The organism is Streptomyces sp. NPDC058289, from assembly GCF_042880975.1.
GTDB lineage: Bacteria > Actinomycetota > Actinomycetes > Streptomycetales > Streptomycetaceae > Streptomyces > Streptomyces stoeckheimensis.
In genome coordinates this window covers 1-22,280 of record NZ_JBHVYI010000023.1, presented here as the reverse complement: position 1 = coordinate 22,280, position 22,280 = coordinate 1, and the positions used below count along the sequence as shown (strand labels likewise).

The following is a 22,280-nucleotide window of genomic DNA, read 5'->3' as shown; positions in this document are numbered from 1 at the left end:
CCCTGACCACGCAGGAGGCCTCCATGTACGAGCCGATTCGCACCAAGGCGGTCGACCCCCGCATAGGCGCCCACCGCAGCGACTACCCCCGCAGCAGCCGCGCCGAAGCCCTGGACATCCAGCTCGCCGGGCATCTCGCCGCGCTGCTCACCGTGACCGACGAGCTCGGCCTCGACGAGGCCGCCGCCGTCGTCGCCGCCCAGGTGACCCGCCTGCGCGGGGCCCAGCCCGCCCGCGCACCCCAGCGCCCCGGCCGGGAGCCCGACGCCGAGGCCGCCGCCGCGCTGCACCAGCGTGCCCACGACCTCGCCGCCCGCGCCCTGCTCGTCGCCGCGTCCCGCGCCGACACCACGGTCGCGATCCTCGCCGCCGAGCGCATGGACGCGCACGCCGCCGCGCTCGACCTCGTCGGCGCCCACTGACGGCCCCGGTCCGGGGCCGCGGAGGCTCCGGACCGGGTGCCATGCCCTGCGGGGCTTGAACGTGCAACCCGCCTCGCCCCTGCCCGGCTGATGCCCCGCCCTGCGGGCCGCGTCAGCCGCCCTGCGCAGCGGGACCGGCCCTGCGGGGCGAAGTCCCCTACCCGCCCTTCCACCGTTCCCCGGGCTCCGCCCGGACCCGCGCCTCGAACGCCGGACGGGCTGAGAATGCCGCTGCGCGGCATCATCCAGCCTCGCCGGCGTTTGAGGCGTGGGGTCTGGGGCCGAGCCCCAGGGAACGGGCGAAGGGTGGGTCCGGGGCATAGTCGGCAGCGGCGATGCCGCACCAGGGGGTCGCGCCCGTGGGCCAGACCGGGCCGACCGCATCGGCTCGCTCTGTCGCGGCCGGGCCGACACCCGGGATCTTCACCAGCACCTGGGGGCCCCGGGCCCCCAGATCCGGCACCGGCGGCGCCTGTTCGCGGAACTCCACCGTGACCACGTAAGCCCCTTGCTCCGGGAAGCCGTTGACCGCCTCGACGGAGGCCACCACGCGTCGGCTCGTCGGGTCGATCCGGCAGCCGGTGATCCGTACGTCGTCCGGCGCGGCCCCCGCCGGCCGGACCGCCGGCCGCCCGCCCGCCCACACGTACAGTCCCAGCGGGGCGAAGACCAGCAGTCCCGCCACGAACACCAGGGCGACCAACCAGCCCTGCCACTTCAACGCGCTCACGCCCATGGCACGATCCTCCCGGCCACCCGCCCCGGTCACCAGCACCCACGGGCCCACACAGCATTTCGAAGTGGGACCGCCTCGTCACCTCTCGTTCACTCAACTCCACGCGGAATGTGGGTTTCCGCGAGCACTCTGCACCCGTGAGACGCATCCTAGGAATCGCCCTGGCGGTCCTCCTGGTCGGCGGCGTGATAGCCGTCATCGCCATCGGAGGAAAGAAGCCGGAGGGCACGGCAACGAAGACCGTGCGTGGCGTCATCGGTTCGGAGAAGTCCGAGTTCTTCCGCGACCCCGACGTCGTCAAGGCCCTTGCAGACAAGGGCTACACCGTGAAGACCGAAACCTCGGGCTCCTGGGCGATGGACCAACTCGCCCTGAAGGAATTCGACTTCGCCTTCCCCAGCAGCAGCGAACCGGCCACGGAGATCGAGGCGGCGGCCGGAGTGAAGGGCGCACAGAACACCAAGCCCTTCTTCTCCCCGCTCGTCGTCATCGCGCGCTCCAACGCGGCCAAGGTGCTCAGCGAGCACGGCCTCGCGAAGATGACCGGCAAGAACTCCGGCACCCTCCTCCTCGGCCCCTTCCTGAAGGCCGCCGCCGAGGACAAGAAGTGGCAGGAGCTCCAGGGCGGGACCAGCGCCTACCCCGAGCTGTCCGGCACGGTGTTCGTGAAGACCACCGACCCCACCACCTCCAACTCGGGCGCGCTCTTCCTCGCCACCGCCTCGAACGTCGCCAACAGCTCGACCGTCGTCTCCGACGACGCCGGCATCGACCGGACCGCGCCCCTGATGAAGAAGCTGATCTCCGTACAGGGCGCCCTGGAGCAGAGCACGGACGGCCCCTTCCGCGCCTTCATCAGTGGCAGCGGCGAACCGCTCATCCTCGCCTACGAGTCCCAGGTGGCCAGCCTGCTCCAGCAGAAGCAGGATCCGGGCGACATGGTGGTCCTGTATCCCGACACCACCGTCAACTCCCCGCACACCTTCGTGCCGATCAGCGAGAAGGCCAAGGAGCTCGGCTCCCTGCTGGCCACCGACCCGAAGCTGCGCTCGCTCGTGGTCCGCCACGGGTTCCGGCCGACGGAGGGGGTGGCCGAGTTCACCACGGCCACCGCGCCGCACGCCGCGTACCTCAACTCGGGGCTGACCGGCATCCGCCAGGTCGGCGCACCGACCGTCAAGGTCCTGATGGCGCTGGCCGCGCGGGCCAAGGGATAGGGGGGACCACACCACCATGACACTGACACCGCCCGAGAACAGCCCGCTCGTCCTGACCGCTCCCGAGCCCGTGGCCCCCGTCCGGCGGGAGCAGGCCTCCGGCCTGGTACCGCTCCAGGACGGGGTGCGCGAGGAGATGGCCCGCCGGGCCGGGGAGTACGTCGGCTCGCTGGCCGGGATCGACAGCCGCTCCCCCGAGTTCGCGAACCGCATCGGGGAGATCGCCGGCCTCGGCTCCGCCGACATCCGCGGCGCCGCCCAGCAGTCCAACCGCATGCTGGAGCGGGCCGTACGCTCCCTCGGCACGGACGGCGGCGGCGACGCCCAGGGCCGCGTCGCGGGCTCGCTGGTCGAACTGCGCCGCACCGTCGAGGACCTGGACCCGAGCGACAGCGCAGCCAAGGGCGTGCGCAAGCTCCTCTCCAAGCTGCCCGGCGGCAACAAGTTCCGCGACCACGTGGCCAAGTACGCCTCCTCGCAGGCCACCCTCAACCGGATCGTCGGCGCGCTGCGCGGAGGCCAGGACGAGCTGCGGCGCGACAACGCCGCCCTGCACACCGAGCGCGCCCGCCTGTGGGAGACCATGGGCAAGCTCCAGGAGTACGCGGTGCTCACCGAGGCCCTGGACGCGGCCGTCGAACAGCGGATCGCCGACCAGATCGACCCGCAGCAGGCCGACTCGCTGCGCGTGGACGTGCTGTTCCCCGTACGGCAGAAGCACCAGGACCTGCTGACCCAGCTGGCCGTCTGCGCGCAGGGCTACCTGGCGATGGACGTGGTCCGGCGCAACAACGAAGAGCTGATCAAGGGCGTCGACCGGGCCGCGACCACCACGGTGTCCGCGCTGCGGATCGCCGTGATGCTGGCGCAGGCGCTGCGCACCCAGGACGAGGTGACCAAGCAGATCGACACCCTGCGCAACACCACGGAAGGCCTGATCCTCGGCAACGCGGAGATGCTGGCCACGCAGAGCGGGGAGATCCAGCGGATCGCCGCCGACCCGGCCGTCGGTGCGGAGACGCTGCGGACGGCCTTCGCCCAGATCTACGAGACGCTCGACACCATCGACACCTTCAAGGCGCAGGCCACCGAGAACATGGCCGCCACCGTGGAGTCCCTGACCGGCGAACTCCGACACGCCTCCGCGTACCTGGCGCGCACCCGCACCGCGAGCGCCCTGGAAGGCGGCGAAGCCCGATGAACGGCATGAGCATGAGCATGCGCGGCGCTGTGATGCGCAGACGGCTCGCCGCGGCGGTGGCGCTCGCCGCCACCCTGCTCGGTGCGAGCGCGTGCTCGGAGAACTCCGACCACCCGAAGCCGAAGCAGACCGAGTACCAGGAGGGCAAGCTGCGCGTCCTGGCCTCCAGCGAGCTGTCCGACATGGACGAGGTGCTGAAGGCGGCGAAGGCCGCCACCGGGGTCGGCGTGGAGCTGACCATGTCGGGCACCCTCGATGCGGTCGAGCAGATCGCCTCCGGCAAGGCGGACGGCACGTACGACGCCGTCTGGCTCTCCTCCAACGACTACCTGAGGCTGCGGCCCGAGGCCGCGGGCAAGCTGTCGAGCGAGACCCCGGTGATGTCCTCGCCCGTCGCCCTCGGCGTGAAGCCCGAGGCACTGGCCCGGCTCGGCTGGAAGCCCGAGTCGGTGACCTGGTCGGCGGTCCACGAGGCCGTGGCCGGCGGGAAGCTGACGTACGGGATGACCGACCCGGTGCGCTCCAACTCCGGCTTCTCCGCACTGATTTCGGTGGCCTCCGGGCTCTCCGGCGCCCAGGCGGCGCTGACCGACGCGGACGTGGCGAAGGCGCAGCCGATGCTGAAGGGGTTCTTCACCGGGCAGAAGCTGACCTCGGGTTCCTCGGGCTGGCTGGCCGGCGCGTACACCCAGCGCGGGGACGTGGACGCGCTGGTGAACTACGAGTCGGTGCTGCTGTCCATGAACCGGGACACGAAGACGAACCTGACGGTGATCCGGCCGCTCGACGGCGTGGTCACGGCCCACTACCCGCTGACCCTGCTGACCTCGGCCCCGGCCGGGGCCCGCGAGTCGGGGCGCGTGCTGACCGAGTACCTGCGCGGCACCGATGCGCAGAAGGCGATCACCGAGAAGACCTTCCGGCGGCCCGTCGCGGCCGGGGTGACCCCGGCGGCCGGGCTGAACCCGGACAAGCGGCGCGAGCTCCCCTTCCCCGGCACCCGGTCGGTGGCGGACGGGCTGCTGGCCAGCTACGAGAACGAACTGCGCCGGCCCTCGCGCACGGTGTACGTGCTGGACACCTCGGGGTCGATGGCCGAGGAGGACCGGATCGGCCGGCTGAAGGCGGCGCTCACCGACCTGACGGGGACGGGGAGTTCGGGAACCGGTGAACGGTTCCGGGACCGCGAGGAGGTCACGCTGCTGCCCTTCGGCGACAAGGTGAAGAAGGTCCTGACGCACGCCGTCGAGCCCGGCAATCCCGGCCCCGCCCTGGACGCGATCCGGGGGGACGTGAAGTCGCTGCAGCCGGACGGGGGCACGGCCATCTACAGCAGTCTGCAGGCGGCGTACCAGCAGCTCGGCAAGGGCAATGCGGACGCCTTCACCTCGATCGTGCTGATGACGGACGGCGAGAACACCGCGGGCGCCGGGGCCAAGCAGTTCGACGCCTTCTACGCGGGGCTGCCCGAGGCGCAGAAGCACACCCCGGTCTTCGCGGTGCTGTTCGGCGACTCGGACCGCAAGGAACTCGCCCACATCACCGAACTGACCGGCGGGCGGCTCTTCGACGCCACCGACGGGAACGGTTCGCTGGACGGAGCCTTCGAGGAGATCCGTGGCTACCAGTAGGCCGCTCGGCGCACGGCTCCTCGGCTTCCTGGAGTCCAAGAAGAACCTGGCCGGCAGCGCCTGCGGGGTGGTCGGGGTGGGCCTGACCCTCACCGGGGTGGCCGGCACGTACTGGCCGGTGGTGGTCGCCGGGCTGTACGGGGCGGGCGCGCTCGTCGCCCCGCCGGACCTGCCGGCGCCGCCGGTCCCGCCGGAGCCCGCCGAGCACCTGGGCTTCGTACGGGAGGACTTCGCGCGGCTCCAGGAGTACGTCGGCGACGTGGACCTGCCGGCGGAGCCCGCCGAGGTGCTGACCGGGCTGCTGGAGCTGTACGCGGCGATGCTGGAGCCGGGCTGGGTGGCGGGCGTGCTGGCCGCCGACCCCGAGGCGGTTCACGCGCTGACCCGGGCCATCCGCACGGACGTGCCGGAGTGCGTGGACACCTACAACCGGACCCGCTGGTGGACCCGGCTCACGGCGGGCGGCGAATCGCCCGAGCGCCACCTGGAGCGGCAGCTGACGCTGCTGCGCGAGGAGGCGGAACGCATGACGGCGGACCTCCGTGAAACGGAGGCCCGCCGTCAGCAGACGCACACGACCTATTTGGAAGGTCGCAGGGAAACCTAGATCGGGGAATCCCGCGTCAACCCGTGGCCGGGGACAGCCGGCCGCAGGAGTTCGGTGGGGGCAGGATCAGCCCAGGCGCTCGACGAGCGCTTCGTACTGGTCCCACAGCTCCTTCGGCGTGTGGTCGCCGTAGGTGTTCAGGTGCGCGGGGACCAGCGAGGCCTCGTCGCGCCAGACCTCCTTGTCGACCGTGAGCAGGAACTCCAGGTCGGCGGCGGGCAGGTCCAGGCCGTCGGTGTCCAGGGAGGCGACGGTCGGCAGGATGCCGATCGGGGTCTCCACACCCTCGGCGGTACCGTCGAGGCGCTCGACGATCCACTTCAGGACGCGGCTGTTCTCGCCGAAGCCGGGCCACACGAACTTGCCCGCATCGTTCTTGCGGAACCAGTTCACGTAGTAGATCTTCGGGAGCTTGGACTGGTCCTTGTCCTTGGCCACGTCGACCCAGTGACCCATGTAGTCGCCCATGTTGTAGCCGCAGAACGGCAGCATGGCGAAGGGGTCGCGGCGCAGCTCGCCGACCTTGCCCTCGGCGGCGGCGGTCTTCTCGGAGGCGATGTTCGAGCCGATGAAGACGCCGTGGTTCCAGTCGAAGGACTCGGTGACCAGCGGCACTGCGGAGGCGCGGCGGCCGCCGAAGAGGATCGCGGAGATCGGGACGCCCTTGGGGTCCTCCCACTCGGCGGCGATCGTCGGGCACTGCGAGGCCGGGACGGCGAAGCGGGCGTTCGGGTGGGCCGCCGGGGTGTCGGACTCGGGGGTCCAGGCGTTGCCCTTCCAGTCGATCAGCTGGGCGGGGGCTTCCTCGGTCATGCCCTCCCACCAGACGTCGGAGCCGTCCGGGGTGAGCGCGACGTTGGTGAAGACGGTGTTCGCGTACATGGTCTTCATGGCGTTGGCGTTGGTGTGCTCGCCGGTGCCGGGGGCGACGCCGAAGAAGCCGGCCTCGGGGTTGATCGCGTAGAGGCGACCGTCCTCGCCGAAGCGCATCCAGGCGATGTCGTCACCGACGGTCTCCACGGTCCAGCCGGGGATCGTGGGCTCCAGCATGGCGAGGTTCGTCTTGCCGCAGGCGCTCGGGAAGGCCGCGGCGATGTACTTCGACTCGCCCTGCGGCGGGGTGAGCTTGAGGATCAGCATGTGCTCGGCGAGCCAGCCCTCGTCGCGGGCCATGACGGACGCGATGCGCAGGGCGTAGCACTTCTTGCCGAGCAGGGCGTTGCCGCCGTAGCCCGATCCGTAGGACCAGATCTCGCGGGTCTCGGGGAAGTGCGAGATGTACTTGGTGGTGTTGCACGGCCACGGCACGTCGTCCTGGCCCTCGGCGAGCGGAGCGCCGAGGGTGTGGACGGCCTTGACGAAGAACCCGTCGGTGCCGAGCTCGTCGAGGACGGCCTGTCCCATGCGGGTCATGGTGCGCATGGCGACCGCGACGTAGGCGGAGTCGGTGATCTCGACGCCGATCGCGGAGAGCTCCGAGCCGAGGGGGCCCATGCAGAAGGGGACGACGTACATCGTGCGGCCCTTCATGGAGCCGCGGAAGATGCCACCCTCCTCGCCCTTGCCGGCGAAGAGCTCCTTCATCTCGGAAGGGGCCTTCCAGTGGTTGGTCGGGCCCGCGTCCTCCTCCTTCTCGGAGCAGATGAAGGTACGGTCCTCGACGCGCGCGACGTCGGAGGGGTCGGAGGCCGCGTAGTACGAGTTCGGGCGCTTGGCCGGGTCCAGCTTCTTGAAGGTGCCCTTGGAGACGAGCTCCTCGCAGAGGGCCTCGTACTCGGCCTCCGAACCGTCACACCAGACGATGCGGTCAGGCTGGGTGAGGGCTGCGATGTCACCGACCCAGGAAATGAGCTCCTGGTGCTTGGTGGGGACGTCGGAAGTGGTGCCAGCCGCGATGTCGCGCGCCACGATCGCTCCTTGTTGAGGGGTTTGATTTGTGATTGCCCCGTGGGGGCCGCGACCCGGACGCTTCGCGCTCCGCTCATCCGGTGTCGACCGCACTCATCTGATCATCCGGTGCGTGTGCGCATATGTCCAGGGGGCCTCTCACGTGAGCATCGCCACTCCGGTCAATCTTCCGTAAAGCGCACTAACGGAAACCTACGCAACCGTAGGTAGCATGGCCGGCATGACTTCCGACGCCGCTGCCGTGGCCGCTCCGATGGTCGAAACCGCCGATCAGGAGACCAAGCCGCTCATGCGCGGCTGGCTCCACACCGGCATGTTCCCCGCCGTGGTGATCGCCGGCCTCGCCCTGATGGCCTTCACCGACTCGACCCGGGCCCGGGTCGCGTGCGGCGTGTACATCCTCACCGCAAGCCTGCTCTTCGGAGTCAGCGCCGTGTACCACCGCGGTACGTGGGGCCCGCGCGGCGAGGCGATCCTGCGGCGGCTCGACCACGCCAACATCTTCCTGATCATCGCGGGCACGTACACCCCGCTGACCGTGCTGCTGCTCCCCGACTCCAGCGGGCGGACCCTGCTGTGGGCGGTCTGGATCGCGGCCGCGGCCGGCATCGCCTTCCGCGTCTTCTGGGTCGGCGCCCCGCGCTGGCTCTACACGCCCTGCTACATCGCCATGGGCTGGGCGGCGGTCTTCTTCCTCCCCGACTTCATGCGCACCGGCGGCATCACCGTCCTGGTGCTGGTGATCGTCGGCGGCCTGCTCTACAGCGTCGGCGGCGTCATCTACGGCATGAAGCGCCCGAACCCCTCCCCCCGCTTCTTCGGCTTCCACGAGGTCTTCCACTCCCTGACCCTGGCCGCCTTCGTCGCCCACTACGTGGGCATCTCGATCGCCGCGTACACCCACTGACCGGAACGGGGCCCCGCCGCGCGAGCGGTCAGGGCCCCGCCTCCTACCGGGCGTCTACGGGCAGGCGTAGCCGTCACCGTCCGGGTCCAGGCGGAGCGGGTCGCTGCCGTTGACCTTCAGGCGGGCCGGGTACTTGTGGGCGGCCAGCCAGTCGCAGCGGGCCTTCGTCGTCGCCTTCACCTCTGCCGGGAACCGCGTGGGCACGCACACGTTGGCCGTGCCGTAGTGCCGGTCGCAGCCGGCCACGCTCGGGGCCACCGGGGCCGAGTCCCGCTTCGCGGGGTTCTGCTTCGGGGCCGCCAGCTCACCGGCGAAGGTGTGCTCGTGCGCGGTCGGAGGCTCGGCGGTGGCCGCCAGGGCCGACGGGCCGCCCAGGTGCACCCACTGCGCGATCGACGGGATGCCGTTCGCGTCGACCGCGAAGAGCATGTACCAGCCGGGCGGAGCCAGGTTCGGGTTGCTGGTGACGTTAAGGTCGATGGTGGTGCCGTTGACGACGGTCAGCGGCAGGTCCACGAACCGCTGGTTCGGGTCCGAGGAGTGGGTGACCGCCGCCGGACGGATCAGCTCCGCCTTGGCGACCGCCCGGTTGACGGTGATCCGCTGCGTGTCCCCGTACACCCACTGGTTGTCGATCACCGAAGTGATCTGTGGGCGCGCGCCCTTGAAGAGGTACGGCGGGGTGTAGATCGACACGTTGTGGTTGTACGTGCCGTTGCCCGGGTTGTCCCCGACCGACATGACGCGGCCGTCCGGCATCAGGAACGACGCCGAGTGGTACGTCCGCGGGATCGGGTCGGTGGCCAGGCCCGCCTGGTAGGTGTTGGTGGTCGGGTCGAAGAACGAGGCCTCGTACACCGGGTCGGCCCGGTCGTGCAGCCCGCCGCCGGTCTCCAGCACCTTGCCGTCCGGCAGCAGTACCGCGGACACGAACATCTTGCCCTCGGCGCCGGTCTGCGCCCGCTTGCCCGCACCCTGGTCGACCAGGCCCTGCGGCAGGTCCGGGCCGGCCGTGTAGGCGGGGCTCGGCTGCTTCAGGTCGATGATGTCGGTGAGCCGGTTCGCGGCCGGGTTGCGCTCGTTGTTGCCGCCGCCGATGGTCAGGACCCGCTGGTCCTGTGCCGGGGGCAGCAGCACGCTCGCCGACTCGTCGCGCTCGTCCTTGTTCCGCAGGCCGGGTACGTCGGTGATGGTGTTGGCGTTGTAGTCGTAGACCGAGGCGCCGGTGCCCGGGGTGCCGTTGCCGAAGGTGTGGCTGCCCGAGTAGAAGAGCCGCCCGTCCTGCATGAGGATCATCGACGGGTACAGGCCCCAGTACGACCAGGTCTGGTTGACCTCGTTCATCGGCAGCCACTTGTTCTGCGCCGCCGAGAACTTCTCCGCGGTCACGTTGCCCGTGGAGTCCTCCTTCAGACCGCCGAAGGAGATCACGTCACCGTTGCCGAGGATCGTCGCGGACGGGTACCAGTGCCCGCCGTTCATGTCGTTCGTCTTCGTGTACTTCTCGGTCGCCGGATCGAAGGTGTACGAGTCCTTCAGCCCCTGGTAGCCGATCGTGCCGTCCGCCGAGGGATAGCCCTTGTTGCCGCTCATCACCAGCACCCGGCCGTCGGCCAGCTGGACGTGGCCGGAGCAGAACATGTCCACGGGCGTCGGGATCGTCTTGAACGAGCCGTTCGCCGGGTCGTAGACGGCGGAGGTGAAGGTGCCCGCATTGAACTGGGCGATGTCGTTGCCCGAACCGGCGATCAGCAGCACCTTGCCCTTCTTCAGCACGACGGCGTGCATCGACCGCACCGGGTTCTTGGCGGCGATCACCTCCCACTTGCCCTTCGCGCACTCCGTGGCCGTGCCCGTGCAGCCGGGCTGCGGCGGGGTGACGCCCACCTCCTCCAGCGCGTAGTCGTCGGTGGTGAGCGTGCCCACCCCGTAGACGGACAGGCCCCACACGATCTTGTCGGTATTGGGCGGGACCGCCGGCGTACGGACCGCCGTGCGCGCCCACGCGGCACTGACCGGGGGGTTCTGCAGGTCGGTCCAGTACTGCCAGCCGGCCACCGTGTCGTGGCGGAACACCGTCACCGACACGTCCGGGGTGTTCGACTTGTACCAGGCCGAGAGGTCGTACTGCCGGCCCGGCACGACCGTCGGGGCGCAGGTGCCGTTCTCGGTGACCAGGGCCTTGCGGTCGCCCTCCACCCGGCGGGTGAGCGAGACCTTCATCGCCTTGGTGCCGGAGTGCGCGTCGGCGACGGTCGCGAAGGTGAAGTCGTTGTCGCCCCAGCCGGATTTCGACCAGCAGGACGGCATGTCGGAGCCGGCCGGGCCGGCGGTCTCGAAACCGGGGTTGGTGAGCAGGTTGGGCGGTCCGGCCGAGGCCTGCTGCGGCGCGGTCAGCAGCAGGCCCGCAGTCATCGCCCCGACGGCCAGCAGAGCGGCCCGCCACCCTGCCCTGCGCCGGATCTTCCTCTCCATGGGGAGCATCCCTTCGTGCGGCTCAACGCGTGCGGTTCAACTGGCGTGGCTCAACTCGTGTGCGTACGGTCCGCCTTGCCCGGGAGGTAGACGAGCGCCTCCGTCGCCGCGAAACGCAGGACGAAGGTGGTGACCAGAGCGAGCGCGGTCGCGGACAGGACCCCGAAGCCCCACGTGCCGACGAACACCGCGATCAGCGGGATCCGCAGCAGCAGATCGGCATTGGCCAGCAGCGTGAAGCGCCCGAGGCGGTCGGCCCAGTGCCGGTGCCGGCGCCGGTCGCGGAACAGCAGGGTCTCGATGAGGAGGAAGTTCCACAGCACCCCGGCCTGGTTCGCCACCACCTCGGCGACCAGGTAGTTCATACCGGTGTGCGTGAGCATCCACAGCGCGGCCAGGTTCGGGACGAAGCCGGAGAGCCCGACCAGCCCGAAACCGATCATCCGGGCCAGCGGGGTCGCCGAGCGCAGCGAGGCCAGGTGGGTGAGGAAGCGCAGTCCCTCGCGGGCGGTGGACTTCGACTCCCCGGAAAAACGGTCCTGGAAGACGAAGGGGACCTCGGCCACCCGCTCCGGGCGGCAGCGCACGGCCAGCTCCAGCAGGATCTTGTAGCCCAGCGGCTTGAGCGCCTCCTCCGTGACCGCCGAGCGGCGCATCGCGAAGAACCCGCTCATCGGATCGCTGATCCCGCGCAGAGCACGCGGGAAGAGCCCCTTGGTCAGCCAGGTCGCTCCGCGCGAGACGGCGATCCGGTAGCTCCCGGCGAGCCCGGCCCGACTGCCCCCGGCTATGTAGCGGGAGGCCACGACCAGGTCGGCGCCGGTGCGCGCGCCCTCCCCGACGAGCTCGGGGACCAGGTGGGGCGGGTGCTGGAGGTCGGCGTCCATGACGACGATCCAGTCGGTGTCCGCCCGGCCGATCCCCTCCACGACGGCCCCGCCGAGCCCGCCGTCGGGGCTCTCCCGGTGCAGGACTTCCACCGGGAAGGCGCATTCCAGGGCGGCCTTCTCGATGACGGCCGGGGTGTCGTCCGTGGAGTCGTCGACGAACAGCACCGACACGGGCAGGTGTGCGGGCAGCGCGGCGGCCAGCCTGCTCAGCAACTCGTCGATGTTTCCCGCCTCGTTGAAGGTCGGGATGATGAGGGTGACACTGCCCGGGGCGGGCGCCTCGACGGCGGCCTCCGCAAGGTTCGGTGCATGCGGGGCATTCAGTGCGTGCGGGGTCCACAGGTCTTCGCTCATGCCGGATCAACTCCCGTTGACGGTGCGATCCGTACGCCGGATCTCGATGCGGTCCTCGCCCTCGCCGAAGACGGCGACCGGCGTCGAATGCTCCAGCGCGGCCTTCACGTTCGGCAGTTGCGCCGCGTCGCGCCGGACGGTGGGCGAGGAGACCACGTAGTCGATGTCCCGCCAGCCGCCCGGCAGGGTCTTGGTGACCGCCGGGTCCAGGTCGGCCTTGTAGAACCAGATGGCGCCGAGCCCCGGGTCGAACCCGTGGTGGACGGCGTCCAGCCACAGCGCGTCGTCGACCAGCACCCGGGTCGTGGCGGGCTCGCGCACCTCGCGACCGAGCCAGGCCGCGGCCTGCCGGTACGGGGCGTTCGCGTCGGCCGTGAGCGCCGTGCGGTTGCCGTCGTACCAGCGCGGCAGGAGGTACACGGCGGCCGAGGCGGCCAGGACGCCGATCAGCGCCCACCGCCCGTAGGCCAGGGTCCGCCGCTCCCCCGGCGCGCGGCGGCGGCGCAGCACGGCGTGGGTGACGCTGGCCGCGCCCCCGGCGAGGACCAGCGCCAGGAACGGCAGCGCCTGGATCACGTACATCGCCGGGAGGTAGCCGGAGGGCCGCAGCGCGACCAGGCCGAGGATGACCACGGCCAGCGCCGGGCCGGCGAGCGCCCGGGCCGTGACCGACCAGCGGATGGTGACGAGGAGCAGGACCGCGCCGGCCAGACCGCCGAGCGGCAGCACGGTGTCGTAGTACAGCCAGGACTCGAAGACCCCGTGCGAGCCGGAGCCGGGGTCGAGGATGAAGCCGGAGCCGGCCCGGCCCATCTGGTAGACGATCCCGTCGATGAGGGAGACGTGGCCGGAGCCGGGCAGCAGCTCGGCGTTGAGCAGCGCGTACAGGGGGTACGTCACCCCGATGAGCACGCAGGCGGTGACGGCTCCGGTGACGGCGAACTTGCGGGTGTCCCGGTGACTGTGGCGCCACATCGTCACCAGCAGCGCCGGGAGCACCACCAGCATCGTTTCCTTCGTCAGCACGGCGGTGGCGGCCGCCAGTCCTGAGGCGAAGTGGTGCCACAGGTGGCGGCTGGGGGACGCGGCGAGGCAGAAGGCCAGCAGCATCCACATCACGGCGATGTTGTCGAGGAAGATCTCCCGCTGGAGCACGACGGAGAGCGGGGAGAGCCCGAACAGGCCCATGGCGAGACCGGCCGCCCAGCGCGGCAGCCAGAGGCGGCGCGCGAGCACGTAGAGCAGGACCGAACTGGCGGCGGACACGGCGAGCATCGAGAAGCGCATCGGCGCGACGGTCATCGCGTCGGGTACGAACAGGGACGGCAGGTACGTCAGGCCCGCTATCTGGATCCAGCCGAGCGGGGGGTGGTCGTACCAGTAGGTGTAGTGGGCCAGCCCCTTGCCCTGCTGGACGGCCCAGGCCTGCGCGAGGTAGGTGCCCTCGTCGTCGCTGAGGGTCGGGAAGTTCGTGATGTTCCAGCCCTGCACGAGGAGGATCGCGAGCAGCAGCGCACCGCAGAGCAGCAGGTCGGGGCGGGAGGAGCGGAACCGGACCAGCGGCCGGGCCGGCGCGGGCGGGCGGACCCCGAGGCCGCCGGTCCGCCGGCGCGGGATGAGGGCGGCATCGGCGGCGGCGGAGTCGGTGGTTGTCGAACCGGGCGCGGGCTCAGTGGCCGTGGGCAGGGTGGCGGTCACCGGGGGCTGTCCTCTCGGGTGAGGGTCTTCAGGCTGCTCGGACTGCTCTGGCCGCTCGGGCCGCTCGGACCACTCGGGCCACTCGGCACTTCGCCGGACGGGGACGCGAGGTGGGCTCCGGTGTGGCTCGTGAGCTCCCACTCGTTGCGTCCGCGCTGCTCGCGCCAGACCGCGCGGATCGCGGCGCCGGCCAGCATCACCTGGTAGAACGGGCCGCCGACCACGAGCTTGACGTAGTGCACGAAGCGCACCCGCAGCCCGTACTGACGGCCGAAGTCGTGCAGGCCGACCACCTCGAAGACGAAGGTCACCATCGCCGTGATCATCGGCAGGAAGGTGACGATCGCGACGCCGACGGGCACGTCGAGGAAGACGGCGACGGCGAAGTTCACCGGGATGACGACCCCGGAGGTGGCCTGCATGAACGGGGTCATGAGCGTGTACCGGGCCAGCCACCGCTGGCCGCGGCCGGGCAGCTGCTGCCAGTCCTTCTTGCGGTAGACCTGGAGGAAGCCCTGGTTCCAGCGGGTGCGCTGCTTGAGCAGGCTCACCAGGGACCCCGGGGTCTCCTCGCGGGTCACCATGTCGGAGTCGTAGGCGACGACCACCTTCTTGCCGACGGAGGACAGCCGCACGCCCAGGTCGCAGTCCTCGGCGAGGCAGTTCGGGTCCCAGCCGCCGGCCTCGCGCAGGACCTCGGTGCGCACGAAGACGGTGTTGCCGCCGAGCGGGATGAAGCCCTTCTCGGCGTGCAGGTGCAGCCGGGAGCGGAACCAGAAGAAGTACTCCAGGCAGTTGCGCAGGCTGTACCAGCTGGAGTGGAAGTTGATGAGCTGGACCCCGCCCTGGACCACGTCGGCGTCGGTGGCGCGGAAGGCGTGGTCCACGTGGGACAGCAGCTCGGGATGGACCTGGTCCTCGGCGTCGAAGACCCCGACGATGTCGCCCCGGCAGTGCGGGAGGGCGGTGTTGAGGGCCTTCGGCTTGTTCTTGACCTCGTGGTGGTCGGTGACGACGCGTACGAGACCGGGCGCACGGGCGGCGGCGCGCTCGGCCACCTCCGCGGTCCCGGGGTCGTCGTGGCCGACGATCACGATGATCTCGTAGTCGCGGTGGCTCGATTCCAGGAGCCGCTCGATGGTGTGCTCCAGGACCGCCTGCTCGTGGCGGGCGGGCAGCAGCAGCGAGAAGGCGAGCCGGCCGCCGCCGTCGGGGCGGTCGAAGCGGGTCGAGGCGAGCGTCTCGGGCGTCCGCCACGCGTGCATCTGCCACCAGAGCGTGAACGCCGCCATCCAGAAGAGTGCGAGCGATACGACACAAATGAACACGGATATGAACAAAGCGTCCCCCACAGACATGCCGCAACCCCAGGCGGCGATCCCCAAACCCCCCGGGGACGGGCGCGCACGGCAGGCTCCCCAGCCCGCCGCCCTCGCCCCGTCCCCGATTCCCCCCGCGTGCGCAACCCCCGGTGCGCGCTACCCCGGCGCACCCTGGCGCCGACAGTGACCGATCGGTGACTCCGAAGTCATGAGATTAGGCAGCGAACATGACGCGTAGGAGCTATCGAGATAAAAACCACGTTGCCGAACTGACCTTCAATCAAACGGAATTGACGCTACTCCACTCGATTCAGGGATGAACCGTACCCAACTGGTCCGCCAGCTCGACCGGATCGGTCGTAGGCCGCGCGCAGACGAAATGTCGACAGACATACGCCGTCGGGCGGTCGTGCACGAGCGTGCGCTCGGCCAGAAGGGGGAACTCCCCACCACTGCCGTCCGCCGCCCCCGGCAGACCCGTCGCCACGACCGCCCCGGGAGCCGTCCCCAGCAACGCGACCCGGTGCAGCTCCGCCCGCGCCGGATCCTCCGGATGACCCACCACGGCGACCTCGCGCGGCCCGTCGACCAGCGCCTCGGCGACCGCCAGCCCGTGCCCGATGAAGCGCGGAGCGCGCGGCCCGAGCGCGTGCACCACGGCGAGCGCCCGCTCGGCCGCCGTACGGTGCGCCTGCGACCCGGTGTGCGCAGCGTACGAGAGCAGCGCGCCGGCGGCGGCCGTCCAGCCGGAGGGGGCCGCGGTGTCGGTCGGGTCCTGCGGGCGCCTGATCAGCCGCTCCGCATCGTGCGCCGTGTCGTACAGCGAGCCGTCCTCGGCGGTGAACCGGTCCAGGACCAGATCGAGGAGGAACCCGGCGAATTCCAGCCAGACCCCTTCACCGGTGACGGCCCCCAGCGCCAGGAACCCCTCGGCGACGTCCCCGTAGTCCTCCAGCACCCCGGCGTTCGCCCCGACCCGCCCGTCCTTGCTGGTCCGTGCGAGGCGGGCCATGCGGTCCATGTGCACCCTGACCAGCAGATCGGCGGCCTCCGTGGCCCGCTCGACCAGATCGGGCCGGTCGAAGAAGGCCCCGCACTCGGCGAGGGCCGCGATGGCCAGCCCGTTCCAGGCGGCGACGATCTTGTCATCCCGGCCGGGCGCGGGCCGCCCCTGCCGCGCGACGAGCAGCCGCTCCTTGAACCCGGTGAGCCGCTCGTCCCCGATGTCCGGCCCCTGCACGGGAAGTTGGAGCACCGACATCCCGTGCTCGAAGGTCCCCTCCTCCGTCACCCCGAAGCAGGCGGCGGCCAGGTCCCCGTCCTCCTCCCCCAGCACCTCGCGCAACTGGGCGGGAGTCCAGGCGTAGTAGGCGCCCTCGACGTGCTTGCCGGTCGCCGGGTCCTCACTGTCGGCATCCAGCGCCGAGGCGAAGCCGCCCTCGTGAGTGCGCAGTTCGCGCACCATGAAGTCGGCGGTCTCCAGGGCGACCCGCCGCGCGAGCTCGTCCCCGGTGGTGCGCCACAGGTGGGCGTACACCCGGCAGAGCAGCGCATTGTCGTAAAGCATCTTCTCGAAGTGCGGAACGACCCACTCCCGGTCCACGGAGTACCGCGCGAACCCGCCCCCGAGCTGGTCGTAGATCCCGCCCCGGGCCATCGCCTCACAGGTATCCGCGGCCATCTGCAACGCCCCCTCGGACCCGGTCCGGGCGTGGTGACGCAGCAGGAATTCCAGCACCATGGACGGCGGGAACTTCGGAGCCCCGCCGAATCCGCCGCGCGTGGCGTCGTACTCCCGCACCAGCCCGAGCAGCGCCTGCGCGAGCTCCTCGGGCCCGGGGGTGCCGGCCTTCCCGTAGTCGAGCTGCCGCCCCGCGAGGTCCCGTACGATCCGCTGCGCGACCTCCGCCACCTCCTCGGGCCGCCCGACCCACGCGGTGCGCACGCCTTCGAGCACCTGCATGAAGGAGGGCATCCCGTGCCGGGGCTCGGGCGGGAAGTAGGTCCCGAAGTAGAAGGGCTCGGCGTCGGCCGTCAGGAACACCGTCATGGGCCAGCCGCCCTGCCCGGTGGCGGCCTGCACGGCCTCCATGTAGACGGCGTCGATGTCGGGCCGCTCTTCGCGGTCGACCTTGACGTTGACGAAGTGCTCGTTCATGTAGGCGGCGGACAGCTCGTCCTCGAAGGACTCGTGCGCCATGACATGACACCAGTGGCAGCTCGAGTAGCCGACGCTGAGCATCACCGGCACCCCGCGCTCCCGCGCCTCCGCGAAGGCTTCGGGGGACCAGGGCCACCAGTCGACGGGGTTGTCGGCGTGCTGGAGCAGATACGGCGAGGTCTCGTTCGCGAGGCGGTTCGGCATGGCCCCATCCTCCCGCACGGATCTCCGCGGGCCGCTCTCCCCTACCCGCTTCGCGCCGGTCGTGTCCTTCCGGTCGCGCGTGCCGACCGGTCCGTCGCACCGGCGGTCATTGGGCGACGGCTTGTCCCCGCTTCAGGGGAAGGGACCGCCGCTGGGCGGCCAAGCGGTCGATCAGGGTGAGTGCGGGCGCCGTCAGCACCGTGGTGACCAGCGTCATCACCACGAGCATGGCGAACACGGTGGGCGTGATGATCCCCAGTTCCAGTCCGACACCGAGCACCACGAGCTCGGTCAGCCCCCGGCAGTTCATGAGTGCGCCGAGCGAGAGCGCCTCCTGCCAGCCGAGCCCGGTCACCCGGGCCGCACCGGTGCTGCCGGCCCACTTGGTGACGGTCGCCACGGCGACGATGACGGCGCACCAGCCCCACAGGCCCGGCTCCGCGCCGATCAGCCGGAAGTCGGTCTTCAGCCCGGAGTAGGTGAAGAACAGGGGCAGGAGGAGCACCACGGTGAAGCCCCGCATCAGTTCCACGGCCGCCGCCTGTGCCGCGCCGCGCGGAACGACGGCACCGAACAGGAAGGCTCCGAAGATCGGGTGGATGCCGATCCAGTCCGTGGCGAACGATGCCAGCAGGATCCCGGTGAGGAGCAGGGGAAGAACGGCGATTCCCTCGCCCAGCCGGTCCGCGTGACGCTCGGCCAGTCGGGCCAGCAGGGGGCGCAGCCCGTACATCATCGCGAAGATGAACACGGCGGTCAGGGCGACGGTGGTGACCACCCCGGTCAGGGAGGTGTCATGGCCCAGCGCCGTCGCCAGGGCGAGCAGGCACCAGGCGGTGATGTCGTCGACGGCCGCGCACGTGAGGGCGAGTGCCCCTACGGGGGTGCGGTCCATCTTCCGGTCCGTGAGGATCCGTGCGAGCACCGGGAACGCGGTGATGCTCATCGACAGGGCCATGAAGAGCGCGAACGCCGGGAACCCGATGCCGGTGTCGGCGAACCTCCCGTACATCGCCAGTGCGAGGAGGATTCCGCCGGCCATGGGCACGGCCACGCTCACGTTGCTGACCAGTGCCGCGACCTTGCCGCGGCTGCGGACCTGCCCCACGTTCAGCTCGTACCCGACCAGGAACATGAAGAGGACCAGGCCGACCTGGGCCAATGCGTTGATCACGGGCAGCAGGTCCGCGGGGAAGAGCCAGCGCTGCCCCGCGGGCCAGACGGCTCCGAAGAGGGAGGGGCCCAGCGCGATACCGGTCATGATCTCGCCGATGACCGGGGGTTGCCCCAGCCGCCGGCAGAGGAGGCCCGCCGCACGGCAGCAGCCCATGATCAGGGCGATCATCAGGAAGAGATGGGCTATGGGAGATACAGCGGGAAGACCAAGGGCGAGCTCAGCCGTCATCAGCGAAGCCTCCGTTCTCTGAATTGTCGATCAAGTCGGTGAACCACGGGGCGGGGCGGCCGGGGCCACCCCGCCCGTGAAGCTAATTTCCGGCCGGCCGGGTCATGCCCTGCCACACTTCGGCCAGCACGTCCGGGCGGGCCATTTCCGCATGGCTGCAGTCGACACGGGCGATATCGAGGCGGCCCGATACGAAGGGGTTCCAGACGGTCGCGTCGGGTGCTCCGACGGGCCTGTCACGTCCCGCCTCGTAGAACCGGACGTCACCGTCGAACTCTCCGGGAACGTGCTCCGTGATGATCCGGTGATTGTTCCGGTAGACCGCGGCGATTTCCGGGAGGTGACGTTCGGCGAGTTCGGTGAACAGGCTCCGGTCCCGGCGCAGCCCCGCCAGGACCCCCGCCATCGTGAACGGCTCGTCGCCGCTCTCGGCCCGTACGCCGAAGAACTCGGCGAGCCCCGCCGCCACTTCCTCCTCCGTGAGGGGAAGCGGCGCCTCGGCCGGCTGTACGAGGTAGGAGTCCAGCAGCGCGAGGATCTCCACCTGCTCGCCCTGCGCCCTCAGCTGGACGGCCATCTCATGGGCGACGACGCCTCCGAAGGACCATCCCATCAGGCGGTACGGACCCGATTCCTGCACACCCCGAATCTGCCGGACGTAGTCGGCCGCCATGTCCCGGAGCGAGTCCGGGAGTGCGTCCTTTCCGTCCATTCCCCGCGCCTGGAGGGCATGGACGGAGTGCTCCGGAGAGGCGATTCCCGCCAGTGGCGAATAGCACCAGCCGATACCGCTCACGGGGTGGACGGCGAAGGTGACCGTGCCGCCTTGGTCCTTGATGGGCAGCAGCACCTCGAACGCCTCACCGACCGAGGACCGGCCCAGCTGTTCGGCGAGGGTGGCCGCGGTGGGCGCGGCGAAGAGGGCGCGCAGGGCGAGGGTGTCGCCGAGGACGTCCCGGATGCGGCTGATCAGTTGGACCGCCAGCAGGGAGTGGCCGCCGAGCTCGAAGAAGTTGTCGTCGATGCCGACCTCGGGCACGCCCAGGACCTCGGCGAACAGGCCGCACAGGATCTCCTCGCGCGGGGTCCGGGGAGCACGCCCGGACGCGTCCGCTTCGTACACGGGCGCCGGCAGGGCACGCCGGTTCAGCTTGCCGTTGGCAGTCAACGGCAGCCGCTCCAGCACCACGATGGCGGAGGGCACCATGTACTCCGGGAGGAGTCCGGCGGCGTGGGCGCGCAGCGCCTCGGTGTCCACGGCGTCCACCGTGTCGCGGCCGGCCTCGGCGACCACGTAGGCCACCAGGCGCTTGTCGCCGGGCTGGTCCTCCCGGGCCACCACCGCGACCTGGGACAGTCCCGGGAAGCGGGCCAGTACCGTCTCGATCTCGCCGAGTTCGATGCGGAAGCCGCGGATCTTGACCTGGTCGTCGAGCCGGCCCAGATACTCGATCTGCCCCTCGCCCGACCAGCAGGCCAGGTCACCGGTGCGGTACATGCGGCTGCCGGCCGGGCCGAACGGATTGGCCACGAACCGATCCGCCGTCAGGTCCGCACGCCCGAAGTACCCCCGGGCCAGACCCGCACCCGCCAGGTACAGCTCCCCGGCCACACCCACGGGCACCGGCTGCAGGTTGCCGTCCAGTACGTACGTCTGCATGTTGTGCAGGGGGCGGCCGATCGGCGGCGTCTGCGTGACGGGCGCATCCGTGGACCACAGGGTGGCGAACACCGTGGCCTCGGTCGGGCCGTAGATGTTGTACACGCGGTCGGCTCGGAGTTCGTCCCTGACCTCGGCAGCGGCCTGCGCGGGCAGGGCCTCGCCGCAGAACACCAGGGTGTCCACCGTGGTGCGTACGTCGCCCTGGGACACGATCCGGGCGAGCGCGGACGGAACTCCGCTCAGCAGGGACGCCGAACGGCCTTCGGCCTTCCGGTCGCCCAGGGCCAGCAGGTCACGGAGCACCTCGATGCAACCGCCGGTCAGCAGCGGACCGAACATCTCGAACACGGAGACGTCGAAGTTGAGCGACGTGCTGAAGAGCACGTGGTCCAGCTGCCCCGCGCCGAACTCGTCACGAGCCCACGCGGCCAGGTTGGCCACGTTGGCATGGGTGACGACGACCCCCTTGGGGCGGCCGGTGGAGCCCGAGGTGTAGATGACGTACGCCGGGTGCAGCGGCTGCAGGGCGCTGCTGCGATCACCGTCGGTCGGGTCGGTGGCGGGCCTGCTCTCCAAGGAGGCGACGACCTCGGGAGCGTCCAGGACCAGGCGCGGAGTCCGCGAGCCGGCCGGGAGCATCTCCTCGGTCTCCCCGACCGTGAGGACGAGCGCCGGATCGGCGTCCTGCAGCAGGTAGGCGATCCGGTCCGCCGGGTAGGCGGGGTCGACGGGCATGTAGGCGGCCCCCGTCTTGAGCACGGCGAGCAGCGCCACCAGCGTCTGCGCGGTACGCGGCAGAGCGAGGGCGACGAACTGTTCGGGTCCCACCCCGTGCGCGATCAGGTGGTGGGCCAGGCGGTTGGCCCGCTCGTTCAGCTCGGCGTAGCTCAGATCGGCGTCCGAGGCCAGGACGGCCGGGCGCTCGGGCGTCAGGGCGACCTGCGACTGGAAGAGCGCGGGAAGCGTCGTGTGGGGCACCTCGGCCGCGGTGTCGTTCCACTCGCCCAGGATCTTGCGCTGCTCCGGCGCGGAGAGGATGTCGATCCGGCCGACCGGCCGGTCCGGGTCTACGACCGCCGCCTCCATCACCCGCACCATGCGGGTCACGAGGGCTTCGACGCTCTCCCGGTCGAACAGGTCCGTGCTGTAGTGCAGCAGGCCGCCGATGCCGGCCGGACGGCTGTCGGTGCCGTGGTGCTCGGTGAAGGTGAAGCCCAGGTCGAACCTGCTGAAGACGACCGGGACCGCCTCCTGGGCCACGGTCAGGCCCGGCAGGCGCACCGCACCGGCGCCGGCGGCGTCCAGGCCGAAGATGACCTGGAACAAGGGGTGGCGGGACAGGGACCGCTGGGGGTTGACCGCCTCCACGAGTCGTTCGAAGGGCACGTCCTGGTGGGAGTAGGCGGCGAGGTCGGTTTCGCGGGTGCGGGCGAGGAGTTCGCGGAAGGTGGGGTTTCCGGAGGTGTCGTTGCGCAGGAC

General features: G+C 70.8%; 15 protein-coding genes. 6 read left to right on the top strand and 9 right to left on the bottom strand.

What is annotated here, in order from left to right; genetic code table 11:
• Window positions 1-23: 23 nt before the first annotated feature.
• The gene (locus ACFVX6_RS14290) at window positions 24-422 is read left to right on the top strand and encodes a hypothetical protein (protein WP_389691200.1); all 399 of its coding nucleotides are present in this window, start codon (window positions 24-26) and stop codon (window positions 420-422) included.
• 241 nt (window positions 423-663) lie between these two features.
• Here ACFVX6_RS14290 and ACFVX6_RS14285 read toward each other — a convergent pair whose 3' ends face one another.
• Window positions 664-1,152, bottom strand: coding sequence for a hypothetical protein (locus ACFVX6_RS14285; protein ID WP_389691198.1), 489 nt, complete (start codon window positions 1,150-1,152; stop codon window positions 664-666).
• A gap of 143 nt (window positions 1,153-1,295) precedes the next feature.
• On the opposite strand from ACFVX6_RS14285, the gene ACFVX6_RS14280 reads away from it, so the two are divergent.
• From ACFVX6_RS14280 to ACFVX6_RS14265, 4 genes are read left to right on the top strand one after another with little or no spacing between them, the layout of a single operon-like run.
• A complete protein-coding gene (locus tag ACFVX6_RS14280; protein ID WP_389691196.1) occupies window positions 1,296-2,375 on the top strand; it encodes a hypothetical protein in 1,080 nt (359 codons plus the stop codon).
• Window positions 2,376-2,391: 16 nt separating this feature from the next.
• A complete protein-coding gene (locus tag ACFVX6_RS14275) occupies window positions 2,392-3,576 on the top strand; it encodes a toxic anion resistance protein (protein WP_389691194.1) in 1,185 nt (394 codons plus the stop codon).
• A gap of 5 nt (window positions 3,577-3,581) precedes the next feature.
• Window positions 3,582-5,207, top strand: coding sequence for a substrate-binding domain-containing protein (locus tag ACFVX6_RS14270; RefSeq protein ID WP_389691342.1), 1,626 nt, complete (start codon window positions 3,582-3,584; stop codon window positions 5,205-5,207).
• Window positions 5,194-5,814, top strand: a complete 621-nt coding sequence (locus ACFVX6_RS14265) for a hypothetical protein (protein WP_389691192.1) — start codon at window positions 5,194-5,196, stop codon at window positions 5,812-5,814. The genes ACFVX6_RS14270 and ACFVX6_RS14265 overlap by 14 nt, the downstream gene beginning before the upstream one ends.
• Window positions 5,815-5,880: 66 nt before the next feature.
• On the opposite strand, the gene ACFVX6_RS14260 is transcribed toward ACFVX6_RS14265, so the two are convergent.
• The gene (locus ACFVX6_RS14260) at window positions 5,881-7,722 is read right to left on the bottom strand and encodes a phosphoenolpyruvate carboxykinase (GTP) (RefSeq protein ID WP_389691190.1); all 1,842 of its coding nucleotides are present in this window, start codon (window positions 7,720-7,722) and stop codon (window positions 5,881-5,883) included.
• A gap of 220 nt (window positions 7,723-7,942) precedes the next feature.
• On the opposite strand from ACFVX6_RS14260, the gene ACFVX6_RS14255 reads away from it, so the two are divergent.
• Complete coding sequence (locus ACFVX6_RS14255; RefSeq protein ID WP_389691188.1) at window positions 7,943-8,629, top strand: hemolysin III family protein; 687 nt, start codon at window positions 7,943-7,945, stop codon at window positions 8,627-8,629.
• Between the two features lie 54 nt (window positions 8,630-8,683).
• Here the strand turns inward: ACFVX6_RS14255 and ACFVX6_RS14250 are convergent, their stop codons facing one another.
• From ACFVX6_RS14250 to ACFVX6_RS14220, 7 genes are all read right to left on the bottom strand, one after another.
• Window positions 8,684-11,104, bottom strand: coding sequence for a galactose oxidase-like domain-containing protein (locus tag ACFVX6_RS14250; RefSeq protein ID WP_389691186.1), 2,421 nt, complete (start codon window positions 11,102-11,104; stop codon window positions 8,684-8,686).
• Between the two features lie 50 nt (window positions 11,105-11,154).
• A complete protein-coding gene (locus ACFVX6_RS14245) occupies window positions 11,155-12,348 on the bottom strand; it encodes a glycosyltransferase (RefSeq protein ID WP_389691184.1) in 1,194 nt (397 codons plus the stop codon).
• Window positions 12,349-12,354: 6 nt separating this feature from the next.
• Entirely contained in the window at window positions 12,355-14,046 is a 1,692-nt protein-coding gene (locus ACFVX6_RS14240; RefSeq protein WP_389691182.1) for an ArnT family glycosyltransferase, read from the bottom strand.
• Complete coding sequence (locus tag ACFVX6_RS14235; protein WP_389691340.1) at window positions 14,043-15,386, bottom strand: glycosyltransferase; 1,344 nt, start codon at window positions 15,384-15,386, stop codon at window positions 14,043-14,045. Before ACFVX6_RS14235 ends, ACFVX6_RS14240 begins: the two co-directional genes overlap by 4 nt.
• A gap of 292 nt (window positions 15,387-15,678) precedes the next feature.
• On the bottom strand, window positions 15,679-17,733 hold the full coding sequence (locus ACFVX6_RS14230; protein ID WP_389691180.1) for a thioredoxin domain-containing protein: 2,055 nt from the start codon (window positions 17,731-17,733) through the stop codon (window positions 15,679-15,681).
• A gap of 106 nt (window positions 17,734-17,839) precedes the next feature.
• A complete protein-coding gene (locus ACFVX6_RS14225) occupies window positions 17,840-19,138 on the bottom strand; it encodes a cation:proton antiporter (protein WP_389691178.1) in 1,299 nt (432 codons plus the stop codon).
• An 82-nt stretch (window positions 19,139-19,220) separates the two neighbouring features.
• Window positions 19,221-22,280: amino acid adenylation domain-containing protein (locus ACFVX6_RS14220; protein WP_389691176.1), on the bottom strand; the 3,060-nt coding region annotated here is incomplete at its 5' end.